Annotated in this window: 10 protein-coding genes; 4 read left to right on the forward strand and 6 right to left on the reverse strand. The window is 64.4% G+C overall.

Translation table 11 applies throughout. The annotated features are described in order from the left end of the window. From AWB74_RS09870 to aldA, 5 genes are all read right to left on the reverse strand, one after another. Positions 1 to 918: a LysR substrate-binding domain-containing protein gene (locus AWB74_RS09870; protein ID WP_061146577.1), complete on the reverse strand. Its 918-nt coding sequence runs from the start codon at positions 916 to 918 to the stop codon at positions 1 to 3. A 160-nt stretch (positions 919 to 1,078) separates the two neighbouring features. After that, a complete protein-coding gene (locus tag AWB74_RS09875) occupies positions 1,079 to 2,737 on the reverse strand; it encodes a GMC family oxidoreductase (protein ID WP_061146578.1) in 1,659 nt (552 codons plus the stop codon). 21 nt (positions 2,738 to 2,758) lie between these two features. After that, positions 2,759 to 3,976 (reverse strand): mandelate racemase/muconate lactonizing enzyme family protein, encoded by a 1,218-nt coding sequence (locus tag AWB74_RS09880; RefSeq protein ID WP_061146579.1) that lies wholly within the window; start codon positions 3,974 to 3,976, stop codon positions 2,759 to 2,761. After that, positions 3,973 to 5,277, reverse strand: coding sequence for an MFS transporter (locus tag AWB74_RS09885; protein WP_061146580.1), 1,305 nt, complete (start codon positions 5,275 to 5,277; stop codon positions 3,973 to 3,975). The genes AWB74_RS09880 and AWB74_RS09885 overlap by 4 nt, the downstream gene beginning before the upstream one ends. Before the next feature lie 113 nt (positions 5,278 to 5,390). After that, complete coding sequence (aldA, locus tag AWB74_RS09890; protein WP_061146581.1) at positions 5,391 to 6,815, reverse strand: aldehyde dehydrogenase; 1,425 nt, start codon at positions 6,813 to 6,815, stop codon at positions 5,391 to 5,393. 278 nt (positions 6,816 to 7,093) lie between these two features. Between aldA and AWB74_RS09895 the strand changes: the two genes are divergently transcribed. The 3 genes from AWB74_RS09895 (at position 7,094) to AWB74_RS09905 (ending at position 11,414) form a co-directional block, all read left to right on the forward strand. Further along, a complete protein-coding gene (locus tag AWB74_RS09895) occupies positions 7,094 to 8,239 on the forward strand; it encodes a porin (protein WP_061146582.1) in 1,146 nt (381 codons plus the stop codon). A gap of 150 nt (positions 8,240 to 8,389) precedes the next feature. Beyond that, the gene (locus AWB74_RS09900; RefSeq protein WP_061146685.1) at positions 8,390 to 8,758 is read left to right on the forward strand and encodes a hypothetical protein; all 369 of its coding nucleotides are present in this window, start codon (positions 8,390 to 8,392) and stop codon (positions 8,756 to 8,758) included. Between the two features lie 289 nt (positions 8,759 to 9,047). Further along, complete coding sequence (locus AWB74_RS09905) at positions 9,048 to 11,414, forward strand: beta strand repeat-containing protein (RefSeq protein ID WP_061146583.1); 2,367 nt, start codon at positions 9,048 to 9,050, stop codon at positions 11,412 to 11,414. A 50-nt stretch (positions 11,415 to 11,464) separates the two neighbouring features. On the opposite strand, the gene AWB74_RS09910 is transcribed toward AWB74_RS09905, so the two are convergent. Continuing rightward, positions 11,465 to 13,216 carry a ShlB/FhaC/HecB family hemolysin secretion/activation protein gene (locus AWB74_RS09910; RefSeq protein ID WP_407642424.1) on the reverse strand — a complete coding sequence of 584 codons (1,752 nt, stop codon included), beginning with the start codon at positions 13,214 to 13,216 and terminating at the stop codon, positions 11,465 to 11,467. 311 nt (positions 13,217 to 13,527) lie between these two features. Between AWB74_RS09910 and AWB74_RS09915 the strand changes: the two genes are divergently transcribed. Then, entirely contained in the window at positions 13,528 to 15,918 is a 2,391-nt protein-coding gene (locus tag AWB74_RS09915; RefSeq protein WP_061146687.1) for an ATP-binding protein, read from the forward strand. The last annotated feature ends 12 nt before the right edge of the window (positions 15,919 to 15,930 follow it).

The raw sequence follows: 15,930 nt of genomic DNA on the forward strand, positions 1-15,930 counted from the left end.
CTAAACGCGCGTCCGCTTCCCGCCACGACCGCGCGTCTGCTTCTCGATCTCCGCGCGCAGCCACTCGCGAAAGAGCGCAACCTGAGGCGAATCGCCCTGGCCGGTCCGCGTGACGAGCCAGTACGACTGATGCCCGTCCACCTCGAGATCGACGATCGGCACGAGCGTGCCCTGCCGCAACTCGTGCGCGATCATGTGACGATCCGCGATGGTGATGCCCAATCCATCGACGGCCGCGCGGATCGCGTGATCGAGGAGATCGAACTCGTAGCCGCCGCGCGTATCGACATCGTCGATATTCGCGGCCTTGAGCCAGTGCTGCCACGTCAGATAACGCTGGTCACTGGCCGCGAGCACGTGCAGCAGCGTGAATGCGTTCAGGTCGATATCCGATGTATCGCGCTCGCCGATGAGCGCAGGCGAGCATACGGCGATATGCCGCTCGTTCATCAGCAATTGATTGTCGAGGCTGTCCCACTCGCCGTTGCCGAAGCGAATCGCGCAATCGAGCGCGCCCGATTCGACGAGATCGTCCCTCAGGCGCGTGGTCAGCGTGATTTCGAGTTCGGGCGCGGCGGCGCGCAGGGATTGCAGCCGCGGCATCAGCCAGCGGCTCGAAAAGGTAGGCGGCGCGTTGATGCGCAAGCGCTTCAGATGCGTCTTTTCCTGAATGCTGCGCACCGTGAGTTCGATGCGGTCGAACGACATCTTGAGCGCCTGCAGCAAGAGCCGCCCCGTCGCCGACAGTTCGAGATGATGATGCCGGCGCAAAAGAAGCGGCTCGCCGAGTTGCGTTTCGAGCTGGCGCACCTGCCGGCTCACCGCGCTTTGCGTCACATGCAGCATCTCGGCCGCGCGCGTGAAGCTGCCGGTGTGTCCGGCCACCTCGAAGGCCCTCAGCGCATTCAGGGCGGGCATCTTTCGCTTCAAGTCGATCTCCTTTCCTTGCGTTCCACGCGCGCTTTTAGCACGCATCGACGCCGGAACATGCCGCTCTCGGGCAGCATTTTACGAATCGAGCCAAATTATGCCGCTTCGGGACGGGAAAGCGGCGCGATGCCCTCACGCCCCGCGTGGATCAGGCGATCGCCTCGGGTTCCGCCGGCGCGGGAACCTGGGAGACGATCGCGCGCGCATCGTCGAGGATCATGTCGGACGCTTTCTCGGCGACCATCATCACCGGCGCATTCAGATTGCCCGACGTGATGTTCGGAAATACCGATGCATCCACGATCCGCAAGCCTTGCACGCCATGCACGCGCAGACGTTCATCGACGACCGCCGTGCCCGCGTCCGGACCCATCGCGCAGGAGCCGCACAGGTGGTAGATCGAGCCGGACTGCTCGCGGAAGTAGTCGAGCATGGCTTCGTCGCTCTTCACGTCCGGTCCCGGCGAAATTTCCTCGGCCGTGATCGCGCGCAGCGCCTTCGAGTTCATGATCTTGCGCACGAGCTTGCTGCCCTGCACCGCTTCGCGGATGTCCTTCGGCGTCGTCAGCGCGTTGATGCGGATTTTCGCGGCATCTTCCACGCGGTCCGATGCGATCTCGACCGATCCACGGCTCGTCGGCCGGCACGGGTTGAAGCACAGCAAGAAGCCCGAATACGGCTCCGGCTCCAGTTGCGCCTTGCTGCTCTTCGGAATGCGATACGACAGCGGATTGAAATACAGTTGCAGGTTCGGCTCGGTCTCGTCGTCATCGCCCTTGAAGAAGCCGCCCGACTGGTTGACGCTCATCGAGAGCGGCCCCTTGCGCGACACCAGATAACGCATCGCGGCCTTGGCCTTGCCGAAGAGCGAACCGAGCTCGTCGTTCAGCGTCTTCACCGTCGCGCGATAGTAAAAGCTCACGCATAGGTGATCCTGCAGATTCTTGCCGACGGCCGGCAGTTCCTGCACGACAGGAATGCCGTGCTTCGCAAGCAGCGCGCTATCGCCCAGGCCGGAGAGTTGCATCAGCTTCGGTGTATCGACCGCGCCCGCCGACAGAATCACTTCACGCTTCGCGCGGAACTGCATCGATTCGCCGTTGCGCGTTGCCATCACGCCCATCGCGCGCTTGCCGTCGAACAGCACGCGGCTCACGCTGACCTTGCGCTCCACGCGCAGGTTCTTGCGCCCGAGCACCGGATGCAGATATTCGAAGCTGCTCGACGAACGCTCGCCCTTGCGCGCGTTGAGATCGTAGACGGTTGCGCCTTCGTAATCCGCGCCGTTGATGTCGCCGGTCACCGGATAGCCCGCCTGCCGCGCGCCTTCGAGGAAGGTTCCGCAGATCGGATGCGCTTCGTCCTTCATCGACGATATGGCGATCTTGCCGTTCGCGCCGTGATACTCGGTCTCGCCGGCCCAGTGCGATTCGAGGCGGCGGAAATACGGCAGCACCTCGCGGTAGCTCCAGCCCGCATTGCCCGCGCGCGCCCAGTCGTCGAAATCGTGCGGCTGGCCGCGCACATAGATCATCGCGTTGATCGAGCCGGAACCGCCCTGCACCTTGCCGCGCGGGCAATACAGCGAGCGGTCCTTCAACTGCGCTTCCGGCTCGCTGTAATACATCCAGTTGTATTCCGGGTTGTAGTACGTCTTCGTGAAGCCGACCGGAATCTTGAACCAGAACGAATCGTCCGCGCCGCCCGCTTCGAGCAGCAGCACCGAATGCTCGCCGGATTCGGTCAGCCGGTTCGCGAGGATGCAGCCCGCCGATCCCGCACCGACGATGATGTAATCGAATTCCATGTGTCTGTTCGCCTTTTGCGCTCAGCCCTTCGCGGGCGCGAGATCCTTCACGTCGGCAGGTTTCGCCGCCATCTGCAAGTGCAGCCGTTCGCCTGTGTACGGCGTGTGCGCGCGCACGACGTCCATATTCAGTTCGACGCCGAGACCCGGCTCCGTCGACGGAATGATGTAGCCGTCTTCCCAGCGGATCGGCGTCTTCAGCACTTCGGCGTGGAAACCGCCCCACGTCTCGATGCTTTCCTGAATCAGGAAGTTCGGCGAGCACGCGGCGACCTGAATGCTCGCCGCAGCACCCACGGGACCGTTGTAGAGATGCGGCGCGATCTGCGCGTAATAGACTTCGGCAATACTCGCGATCTTCTTCGCTTCGAGCAAACCGCCCACGCGCCCGACGTTGAACTGCAGAATCGATGCGGCTTTCGCGTCGAGCAGCTTGAAGAACTCGTACTTCGTCGTGAGGCGCTCGCCCGCCGCGATCGGAATGCTGGTCTTCTCCGCGACTTGCGCCATCGCGCCCTCCTGTCCCGGCGGCACCGGCTCTTCGAACCACAGCGGATCGAATTTGGCGAGGCGCTGCGCGAGTCGAATCGCCGACGACGGCACCATCTGGCCATGCGTGCCGAACAGCAGATCGGCCTTGCTGCCGACCGCTTCGCGCACCTTGCGGCAGAACGTTTCGCAGCGGTCCATCACTTCGAGCGAAATCTGATGACCCGAATACGCGGTGTACGGGCCGGCCGGATCGAACTTGACGGCCGTGAAGCCCTTCGCGACGTTATGCGCGGCGCATTCGGCGGCGAGATCGGGATCGTCGTAGTCGTATTCGCCGCGGCTGTTCTTCGGATACAGATACGTGTACGAACGCAGGCGTTCATGCACGCGGCCGCCGAGCAGTTCGTAGACAGGCTTGCCCGCCGCCTTGCCGATGATGTCCCAGCACGCCATTTCGAGGCCGCTGACGACGCCCATCATCGTGAGATCGGGGCGTTGCGTGAATCCGCTCGAATACGCTTCGCGATAGAAGCGCTCGACATGATGCGGATCGTGGCCTTCCAGATAGCGCTGGAAGACGTCTTCGATGATCGGCATCATCGCTTTCGGATGGAACGTCGCGGAATAGATTTCGCCGACGCCCTCGATGCCGCACGCCGTGCGCAGTTTCACGAAAATCCAGTACATCCCGCCGATATGCGGCGGCGGCACAGCGACGATATGCGTTTCCAGCGCGGCGATCTTCATTGTTGTGCTCCCTGCTTCTTGAGTCGAAGTTTGAACATGATGGCCGCCACACCGCCGAGCGCGGACATGAAGGCGATGTAACCGAAATACAGCTGATAACCGTGCACGCCCGGATAGTTTTGCGTGAGATAACCGTTGATGAGCGGCAGCACCGCATCGGGCGAATAGCCGACGACGGACACGAGGCCGATCGCGAGGCCCATCGTTTCGGGCGGCACCTTGCATTGATCGAGCAGCGACCAGTAGAGCCCGCGAATCGCATACGTCATCACGCCGATGAAGAGCACGAGCGCTGCGATGACCCAATGACTCGAAATGCCCGGCGCGGCCATCAGCACGAGCAGCGCGATGGAAGCCGAGAACAGCGCGACGATCAGCACCGAAGTCTTCGAAAAGCGATCGCCGAGGAAGCCGCCGCCGATGCCGCCGATCGGGCGCATCCACAGCTTCAACGTCGTGATGAAACCGGCCGCGACCACCGTCAGGCCGATTTCCTTCTCGTGCAGATAAGCGGAGAAGCTGTACGTCGACCAGAACACCTGATAGCCGCAGAACACGATCGCCGAAAGCAGCGCGAGTTGCGGATTCTTTATCAGCGAAGCGAGATCGCGCAGCACGTTGCGCTTCTCGCGCTTCGCCGTTGCGGCGCCTTGTGCGGCTTGCGGATCGCGCACGAGACCGAGCACGACGCCCAGCCCGATGCACAGGAACGCGTACATATAGACGACGAGCCGGAAGCCCTCCGTGGTCGATGCACCGCGCGTCTGCGTCATCCACGCGAAAAGCGAAATCGCGATGGTCGCGAGCAGCGCTTCGATCAGGCCGCGCCCGCCGTCGAGAAAGCCGAAGAAGCGGCCTTGCTCGTCGGCGGCAGCGATCATCTGCACGCGCTTGATGATCGCGGCCCAGAACGTAAGGCCCGTCGTCAGGCCCCAGCCGCCGAAGATCACGATCAGCGAACCGAACGACGGCGCCGTGGAGTACCACAGCCCGAGCGCGCCCGTCGCGATCAGGGAAAAGCTGATGAGCACGCGCGGCCTGACGCGGTCCGCAAGCCAGCCGCTCGGCAGATAGCACACCAGAAAGATCGTGCCGAGCGCGGAGTAGAGATAGCCGAGCTGCGCTTCGGAGATATGGAAGACTTCGAGCATCGTCGGCTGGTAGACCTGCCGCAGATACAGAATCGGATAGATCGCACCAGCGGCGATCACGAGCAGCGCGAGCTGGATATAGCGGTCGGTGCGCGAGGCTTCGCGCGGCGCGGCGACGCTCTGAGTGGATTGAGCGGGATTCGATGACACGGACGTGCTCCTCGAAGGGCGGCGGCGCGCGGCGTGGATGCCGTGCTGCCGTGCCTTCACTATGTTTTTGTTGAGTGGATCGAGTGCGGACCGGCGCGCGCCGGCCGCGAGAATCAGTACTTCATGACGACGAGACGCGTTTGCGTGAATTCGAGCATGCCGTGCTTGCCGTCGTCGCCACCGATGCCGGAGCGCTTCCAGCCGGCATGGAAACCTTGATAGGGGTCCGCAGGCGTGCGGTTGATGTAAAGCTCGCCTGCTTCGATGGCATTGGCGACCTTCATCGCCGTGCGGTAGTTCTCGGTGTAGAGCACCGACGAAAGACCGAACTGATGATCGTTGGCCATCGCGAGCGCTTCGTCGATGGTCGCGTACTTCAGCACCGCGAGCACGGGACCGAACGTCTCTTCCTGCACGATCTCCATGTCCTGACGGCAGTTCGACAGCAACGTCGGCGGATAGAAAAAGCCCTTGCGGTTCGGCACTTCGCCGCCCGTTTCGAGCGTGGCGCCCGCTTCGATCGCGCGCCGGACCATCGCGTGAACGCCGTCGCGCGAGGCCTTGTTCACGAGCGGACCCATGTGGCTCGCGTCTTCATGGCGATCGCCGATCTGCTTCGCTTTCATTTGCTCGCGCAGCAAGCCGACGAACTTGTCATGGATGCTCTCGTGCACATACACGCGCTCGATGGCCGTGCAAAGCTGGCCGCTATGCGTGAGCTTCGACGCGACGAGCTCGCGCGCGGCCTTCTGCAAGTCGGCATCCGGCTCGACGATCGCGGGCGTCTTGCCGCCGAGTTCCAGCGAAGGCTTCGCGATGTTCGCCTTGCAGTATTCGAGCACCTTGCGGCCTGCGTTGACGCTGCCCGTCAACGTGATCATGCCGACCTTCGGATGCGTGCAGACGGCTTCGGCCGTTGCGTGATCCATCGCGAGAATATTGACGACGCCCGCGGGCAGCGCCGCGCGCTCGACCGCGCGCGCCAGTTCGAACGCCGACGTCGGCGTGTTGTTGCTCGGGCGCACGACGACCGTGTTGCCCGCGATCAGCGCGGGCGCGATCTTGCGCATCAGCGTGTAGATCGGGAAGTTGAACGGAATCAGGCACGCGACGACGCCGATCGGCTCGCGATGCAGCACGAGGTTTTCGTCGGGCGTATCGCTCGGAATGACTTCGCCTTCGATACGGCGCGCCCATTCCGCGTGATAGCGCGTGATCTGCGCGGCGTAGACGGCTTCGTTGGTGGCGTCGACGAGGCTCTTGCCGGATTCCAGCGCGAGCGCGGCGCCGATTTCGGCCGACGCTTCGACGATGGCGTCCGCGAGACGCTGCATGTGCGCGCCGCGCTCGACGGCAGGCATCACGCGCCACAGGCGTTGCGCGGCGGCAGCCTGATCGACGGCGATAAGCGCCTCTTCGCGCGACGCGTTGTGGACATGGCCGAGCACACCTTCGGTCGCGGGATTCAGGATGGCGGTGACCTGATCGTTCACGGGCTCGATGAAACGTCCGTTCACAAAATTCCGTTCTAGCTTCATGTCTGGCGGGTTCCTTGATCGCAGTGCGGGGTTCCATCGGGCTGCCGCATATCGGGCAGCGCCGCGACAATGCAACGCATTTGCGACGCATTCTTCCGCGCGTCGCGCTGCAACGACAAGCGAAGAATTCGCTGGAAGAACATTCCAAAAACTCACGATTGCCCTTCGACTAAATCCTTTTGCAGTCCCTCTTTCATCGCTCACAATCCGTCGCTCGCGGTCCCACTGCATCGACGGTTGGGACTTCTTAATCAAAAAGTAAAAGATTCGAGACTTTCATGAGAATCAAAGCAATTTCGCTGGCTGCGCTCGCGTGCATCGCCACGTCCGTTCATGCGCAAAGCAGCGTCACGCTGTACGGCATCCTCGACGAAGGGTTCGATTACACGAGCAACGTCGGCGGCAATCACGTCTATGAACTGACGAGCGGTTATGCGGCAGGCAGCCGCTGGGGCATGCGCGGCGTCGAAGATCTGGGCGGCGGAACGAAGGCCGTGTTTCAGCTCGAAAGCGGCGTGAATCTGAGCAACGGCGCGGCCGGTCAAGGCGGTCGCATGTTCGGGCGGCAGGCTTATGTCGGCGTGAGCAACGAGCGCTTCGGCTCGGTGAAGTTCGGGCGCCAGTACGATTCCGTCGTCGACTATCTCGCGCCGACGACCGCCAATGGCAACTGGGCCGGTTATCTCTTCGCGCATCCGTTCGACAACGACAACACCGACAACTCGTTCCGCGTGAACAACACGGTGAAGTACACGAGCCCGTCCATCGCCGGCTTCCAGTTCGGCGGCACGTATAGCTTCAGCAACGACACGGGCTTCGCGAACAACCGGCAGTACAGCGTCGGGGCGTCGTATGCGAATGGCGGATTGCTGGCGGGCGCGGCGTATCTGCGCGCCGATGGCACCGGGATGAACGCGAACGGCGCGATCGCAACGAACGATGCGAGCTTCATCGCGGCGCGCATGCAGATTTTCGGCGCGGGCGTGAACTACACGTTCGGCAACGCGACCGCGGGATTCGCGTACACGAATTCGAGTTATCGCGATCCGGTGACGAACGGGTATATCGGCGTGCCGCTCGCAGCGACGGGCAACACGCTCAAGAACCTCAAGTATCAGAACTTCGAAGTGAACGGGAAGTATCAGTTCACGCCGGCGTTCTTCGTCGGCGCACAGTACGTGTATTCGATGGAAACCTACGACTCGACGGCCGGCACCGTGAAGCCGCACATCCACTCGGCCGGGCTGATGGCGGATTACTTCCTGTCGAAGCGCACCGACGTGTACGTGCAGGGCGCCTATCAGAAGATCGCGGGCAGCTCGACGGATTCCGTGATGGATCAGGCTTTCGTTCCGGGCACGCAGGGTTTGTCGTCGAACTCGGAGCAGTTCGTCGCGCGCGTCGCGCTGCGGCACGCGTTCTGACGCTTTCCGCTGTCGAATCGGGCGGCGCATCGTAGCTGCCCGGGCGCGCATGGCGGCCGCGCCGGACCATACGCGGGCCGCATGCCGCGCTCGCGCGCGGCATGCTATCGTCGATGCGTCATTCCGATGGGTCATTTCGATGCCGCCATCATGAGTCAAGTGCGCTATCCCCTCGGGCCCGACGACCGGGTTCATCTGCTGTGCTGGCTCACGTGCGGACTGCTCGGCGCGTACTACATCGAAGGCGACTGGCCCGATGCGTCGTTTCAGGTACGCACGGCGCATCGCTGGCTCGACCGGCATCATCGCGCGGCGGAGTGGATCGAAACCGCGCGGCTTTCGGTTGCGGCGCAGGCGCTCGCCGCACGCTTCTCCGCGATGCTCGACGCCGACGCCTCGCGCAGCGATATCGAGCGAATTCTCGAAGGCGAAGACCTCGACTACGAAAGCGCGCTCGTGCAGCGCATCTATCACGAGTGCTGGATCGAGCTGTCGAGCCGGCGCAAGCCTTCGCATTAATAGCGCTTTCAATCTCCCTTCAGGTTTTCCCGCCGCCGCGCTCAATTTCCATGCCGCGCCGCGCTTAAGGCCCGGCGCGTCTTGCGTCGGCGCGCTGACATTTTTTTGCGCGCACGAATGTGCGGAACCCCACATTGACGCGTAACGCCGGGCGCTACCATCGGCGCGCCTGCTCGCACGTCGATGTTCGCGCCTCCCGGCCGTGAATCAAGAATCGCCGGGCGACAAGCGGCTACACCGTCAGCGGCCAAAACGACCAGAACGATCGACACTGACCGGAGAAAGGCCCATGCAGCGCAACATTCGTCCGCTTCCGCTTCTTCCCCGAATCCGCATTCGCCGCGGCGCGCGCCTGCGCCCGCTCGCGATGCTCGTGCCGCTCGTCGCGGGCCTGTCGTGCGCGAGCCCCGCCGATGCCGCGCCGCCCTTGCCGAGCGGCGGCCAGTTCGTCGCGGGCAGCGGTGCGATCGGCGGCGACACGGCGTCGCTCACCATCAATCAGACGACATCGCGTGGGGTCATCGACTGGAGCAGCTTTTCGATCGGCGGCGGGCGTCAGGTCACGTTCAACAACGGCAACGGCGCGACGCTCAATCGCGTGACGGGCGGCGAAGCCTCCGTCATCCTCGGCCAGCTCAACGCGACGGGCAGCGTGTATCTCGTCAATCCGCAGGGCGTGCTGGTCGGGCCGGGCGGTGTCGTCGCGACGGGCGGGCGCTTCGTCGCGTCGGCGCTGAACATCGACAGCGATGCGTTCATGCAGGGCGGCCCGCTGACGCTCTCGGGCGGCGGCGACGGCATGGTCATCAATCTCGGCAAGATCGGATCGAGCGGCGGCGACGTGTTTCTCGTGTCGCGCACGTCGGCGGTGAACGGCGGCAGCATCAGCGCGCCGCAGGGCACGGTCGAGATCGCGACGGGCAATCAGGTGTTGCTGCAGGACGCCTCGGGCGGACAACAGGTTTTCGTGCAGGCGGGCAGCGGCGGCACGGCGATGAACGGCGGCGCGATCGAGGCGGCGCAGGCGAATCTGCAAGCCGCCGACGGCAACGTTTACGCGCTCGCGGGCAACAGCGCCGCGATCCGCGCGACCGGCACCGCGACGCGCGACGGCCACGTGTGGCTCGTCGCCGACAAGGGCACGGTGCACGCGAACGGCGCGATCGTCGCGACGAATGCCGACGGCAGCGGCGGCACGGTCGAGACGCGCGGCAACACGCTCGACATCGCCGGCGCGGACATTCAGGCGCGCGCGTGGAAGCTCGGCGCGCAGACCTTCACCGTCGATCAGACGAGCGGCGACACACTCGCGCGCAGCCTGGCGAACGGCACATCGGTCGATGTCGAATCCGCCAGCGGCGATGTCACCGTGACCGGCAACGTGCAATGGAACGGCAATGCATCGCTGACGCTGGGCGCGGCGCATGGCGTGACCATCGTGCCCGGTGCGACCATCGGCAACACCGGCAACGGCAATCTCACGTTGCGCGCGGATGCGGGCGGCATCGACAACGGCGGCAGTGTGACGAACGGCGGCACGATCGACTGGTCGAAGAGCGGCGGCATCGTGAGCGCGCTCTACGACATGAACGGCACGTACGCGCCCGGCACGCTGCTCACGAACAGCGGATGGACGGCCGCGCCCTATAGCGGGCTCGTCACGCAGGCGACCGCGTACAAGCTCGTGAACAATCTCGGCGATCTGCAGAAGGTGTCGCAAGACCTCACGGGCAACTATGCGCTCGGCAAGGATATCGATGCGAGCGCGACCGCCTATCCGAACTATTTCACCGCGATCGGCGCGACGGCGACGCCCTTCACCGGCCAGTTCGACGGCTTCGGCCACACGATCGACAAGCTCACCTCGACTTCGAATCTCAACGACGATTACTACGGCATGTTCGGCGTGATCGGCGCGAGCGGCGTCGTGCGCAACATGAATCTCACGAACGCGAGCACGAGCGGCTATTCGTCGGGCGGGCTCGGCTTGCTCGCGGGGCAGAACGACGGTCTGATCACCTACGTCAACACGACGGGCGCGGTCAGCCAGAACGGTTTCGGCGGACGCGGCGCGGGCGGTGTCGCCGGCGTGAACAACGGGACGATCGAGCGCTCGTCGAGCACGGCGGATGTCGGCTATCAGATTCCGGCGGGCGGGCTCGTCGGCTTGAACAACGGCACTATCGCGCAGTCGTATGCGACCGGCACGACGTTCGCCGGCACGCATGGCGAGACGGGCGGGCTCGTCGCGTTCAACACGGGCCTCATCACGCAGTCGTACGCGACGGGCGGCGTCGGCGGATTCGGCGGCGGCGGGCTCGTGTACGTCAACGGCGCGACGGGCGTCATCAACGAATCGTTCGCGGTCGGCCAGGTCGGCGGCGGCGGGCCTCCGGGCGATGCATACGGCGGCATCGCGGCGTACAACCAGGGCGCGATTCATAACAACGTCTATTGGAACAAGGACACGACGATACGCACGAGCGCCGCGGGATCGAACTCGGGGACCGTGCCGCCGGATGCGAACGGGATGACCACCGCGCAGATGAGCAACGTGTCGAATTATCTCGACTGGAATATTCCGGCGGGCGGGGTTTGGGCGATGCCGGCGGGTGCGACGCATCCGGTGTTGCAGTGGCAGCAGGCGCAGCCGTAAAGCGGTTCGTGGGACGGAGCGCTATAGGCACCGAGGCACCGTCCCATGCTTCAACTCCCAATCACCAGAAACACCTCCCCCACCGGCGCCTTCGATCCGTTCGGCACCACCGCCTTCAACGGAAACCCATACGTCCCGCGAAAGCTGACGAACCGCCCCACCTGCACGCGAATCCCCACGCCGATACCCGCCAGCGAAGCATTGTTCACCTCCCCGAATTCGGGGATCCGATTCCATACGTGCCCCGCATCGAAGAACACGAACGGTTGCATCGCCGCGATGCCCGCCGATATCGCCGGTGCGCGCAGCTCCGTCTGCACGTTCCATCCGCGATCGCCCTGCGCCGAGTACGGCTCGTAGCCGCGCACGGTGGCATCGCCGCCCAGGCCGAGTTCTTCGCTAGGCAAAAGCGTGCTGCCCGTCCACTGCACGAGCCCGCGCGCCGACACCGAAAAGCCGGACGTCCCGAGTGCCATATCGCGCTGCGCCGACAGTTGCATGTACTGATAACGCGGCGTCGCGCCGAGGCGCGCGGCATCGTAGGCAGCGTCGTTGCTGTTGCTGTCGAAATAACCGGGGCTCACGAAGAGCGATGCATTCAGATGCGTATCGCCGGATGCGTCGCGGCGCAGGAGATCGTAGGCAAAGACGAACTGATGAATATGCGTGTTCGCATTGAACACCTGAAAGCCGCCGAATTCGAGGTCGTTATTCGAGCGCTTGAAGTCGTAGCCGATCTGCACTTGCTGCTGCCACGCGCCCGCGTTGTCGAGCGGCGGCAAGCGCCAGTCGTAGCGAAAGCTGATCTGCGCGCTCAGGCCAGTCTGCCCGTAACTGTCCGGCAAACGCGGCGTGCTTTCGGCAAACACGCCGAACAGTTCGACGCGATCCAACCACGGCAGCGGCGCGACCACATTGAACGCGTGCGCGATGTAGCGCGGACGATCCGGCCGCCCTTCGATATCCGGATTGCCGCTCAGCAGATCGTTACTCGCGGTCATCTGATAGCCGATGCGCGCATCGATGCCGAACAGATTGCCGTAGTCGAACCCCGCGAGAATGCGATCGCGGCCGAGATCGCGCACGCCGTCGTTGTTATAGCCGCCGTAGATACGAAACGGAAAGCGGTCTTCGGTTTGCAGCACGACATCCGTCGTATTGAGCGCGACGCCGGGCGCGTAGACCACATCGACACGCCGGTACGGATTCGCGTTAAGCAGCGCGAGCCCTGAAGCGACATCGGCTTCGCGGATCGGCTCGCCGCTCGCAAGCGGCATCTCGCGCATGAGCAGCGCATCGGAGAAATAGCGATTGCCTTTCGGGATCACGCGCCCCGCGCGAAACTCTGCGACGGCGATGGTCACGACGCCATTGCTCACGTCCTGCTCGGGCACGTACACATCGACGAGCGGCTGGCCTGCATCGCGATATCGCCGCACGACCGCGCGGCGAATCGCGGCAAGACGCGCGAACGTCAGCGGCCTGTGCAGATCGTTCGAGAAGCCGTCGAGAAACTCCGGCGTGAGCAAGGGAACGCCGCTCGATGTGATCGCGCCATCCGCGCCCGACTGCATCGGAGATGAAGCATCGGGCCGCACGAACGCGATGCCGCGCAGATCGCGGATCGCGACTTCCTGCGAGCCGTCCCCCGGCTCCGGCGGCGATGGCGACGCGCGCGGCCCCACGGGTGCGGGCGGTGCGATCGGCGCGACATCGCGGTACGACTGCGCGTCGGCATCGCGTGCATCGACGATGCAGACGATCGCGGACAACAACGTCGCGGCGAGTCGGGCGCGTGTCAATCGCTCAGGCGCGCGCGGCGAACATGTTCCATGTCTGCTCCGGCGTTGTCTCGCGTGGTCGGGCTTCGCATGGTATCAGCGCGTCGGGCGTCGCGGAACGCTTCATGCAGCAGACGTGCGCGTGACGCGCCGCCGCTACTTTGCTGCGCGTAGAAATGACCCGACACAAGCAGGCGAGCCAGTAGAAATCACCGTTCGCGCACGATGCTTGTCACGACGTGCCGCCAGCCTTCCTGCCGAGCGCTCAACGCATCTATGATTCGAAGATGATCGGCGCGACGAGAAGCCGCAACCGCATTGCCAGGACGAAGATGGACAAATCCTCAACCGCAGACAACGCGGACACCGCAACGCCCGATGCATCGGCGCATGCGCCATGCGCGCGCGAGCCGATTCACATTCCCGGCGGCATTCAGCCTCACGGCGTGCTCTTCAGCGTGAACGCGCACTGCCATATCATGCAGGCGAGCGCCAACGTCGGGCAGTTCGCGCGTATCGCGGCCGACGCGTGCCTCGGCCGCGCATTGTCCGACGTGCTCGGCGAGGATGCAGCCGAACGCGCGAGCGCGGGCCTGAAGCAACTCACGCGTAACGGCGCGACGATCCATGTCGGCAATGTCGTGCTCGACGGATGGACGCCGCGCGGTCCCGTCGCGATCGTCGTGCATCGGCATGACGGGTTGTTGTTCGTCGAAGTCGAGCCGGCGCAGGACACCGCCGACGTCTTCTCGACGATGTATCCGCTCGTGCGCTCCTTCGTCACCGAAGTGCAATCGATGCGCACCGTCGAGCAGCTTTGCCAGTTCGCCGCGATGGAGATCGCGCGCATCACCGGTTTCGGCCGCACGCTCGTCTATCGGTTCGACGATGAAGGTCACGGCAACGTGCTCGCCGAAGCCGTCGAGCCGGGTTATCCGTCGTACCTGCATCAGCACTTCCCGGCGTCGGACATTCCGGCGCAGGCGCGCGAGCTGTATCGCAGGAACCGCATCCGCCTCATTTCGAACGCGAACTACGAAGCCGCGCCGCTCGTACCCGTGCTGCATCCGGCCACCGGCCGCCCGACCGATCTCACTTACGCGTCCTTGCGCAGCGTGTCGGGCGTGCATCTGCAATACATGCGCAACATGGGTACGCTCGCCTCCATGTCGATGTCCATCATCGTCGACGACAAGCTGTGGGGCCTCATTTCCTGTCATCACGCGACGCCGCGCCTGCCGCCGTTCGAAGTGCGCACGGCCTGCGAGCATGTCGCGCAGATCGTGTCGCTGCAAATCGAGGCGCGCGAGACGCAGGCGGAAGCGCATTACCGGCTCGAACTGCGTCGCATGCTTTCGAAGCTGCTTTCGTCGATGGCGAATTCGGACAGCTTCGTCGAAGCGCTCGTCGGCGATGCCTCGGATCTGCTCGGCTTCACGCGCTCGTCGGGCGCGGCGGTGATCTTCGAAGGCCGCACGTCGCTCGTCGGCGTGACGCCCGGCGAGCACGGCGTCACCGCGCTCGTCGACTGGCTCGACGATCAGAGCGAAGACGTCGTGATGTCGGACCGCGCGTCGCAGGATTGCCCCGCGCTCGCCGGCTCGCCGGACGTGGCGGGCTTTCTCGCGGTGTCGATCTCGAAGATCTACCGCAATTACGTCATCTGGTTCCGCCGCGAAGTCGTGCAGACGATCGAATGGGCCGGCGATCCGCGCGCGAAGCTGACGGGCCTCGCCGCATCGCTTTCGCCGCGCGAGAGCTTCGACACCTGGACCGATGTCGTGCGCGACCGCTCGCTGCCGTGGCGCGCCGCCGAACGCGAGATCGCGCTCGAATTCCGCGCGGCGGTGCTCGGCATCGTGCTGCGCCGCGCGGAGGAAATCGCGCAGCTCGCGACCGAACTCGGCCGCGCGAATCACGAGCTCGAAGGCTTTTCGTACACGGTGTCGCACGACTTGCGTGCGCCGTTGCGGCATATCGTGAGCTTCGCGGATCTATTGAAGCAGATCGACGGCGACAAGTTATCGGAGCGCGGACGCGGCTATCTGGAGCGCATCGTCACGTCGGCTCGTTTCGGCGGCCGTCTAGTCGACGATCTGCTTTCGTTCGCGCAACTCGGCCGCGCGGCGCTGCGCCCGCACAAGGTCGACGTCCACGCGCTCGTGCATACGGTCATTCAGAATGATATCGATGAACACGCGTCGGCGCGCGTGCACTGGAAGGTGGACGCGCTGCCGCCCATCGAAGCCGATCATGTCTTTCTGCACGTGGCGTTCGCGAACATCATGGCCAACGCGGTGAAGTTCAGCGCCCAGCGCGAGCAGCCGGCGATCGAGGTCGCGGCGCACGACGGCACCGGCGAGCTGATCGGTCACGTCGTGTATCTGGTGCGCGACAACGGTATCGGTTTCGACATGCGTTATGTCGACAAGCTGTTCGGCGTGTTCCAGCGACTGCACGTCAACGACCAGTTCGACGGAACCGGCATCGGGCTCGCGAACGTGCGGCGCATCATCGAGCGGCATGGCGGCAAGGCGTGGGCCGAAGGCACGCCCGATCGCGGCGCGACCTTCTATATGGCGCTGCCAAAGCAGTTCCGTCCCGAAAGCGGCGTCAGGCGCGATACGGCCGCGACCGCGCTCGCGCGTCTCGCCGCGGGCACGGGTGGCGCGGGACACGACATCGGACAGCTTTTGAAGCGCGTGGAGCAGGAGAAGAAGTAGCCGCAAGCAGAC

Origin of the sequence: Caballeronia arvi, from assembly GCF_001544695.2 — a bacterium.
Classification (GTDB): domain Bacteria; phylum Pseudomonadota; class Gammaproteobacteria; order Burkholderiales; family Burkholderiaceae; genus Caballeronia; species Caballeronia arvi.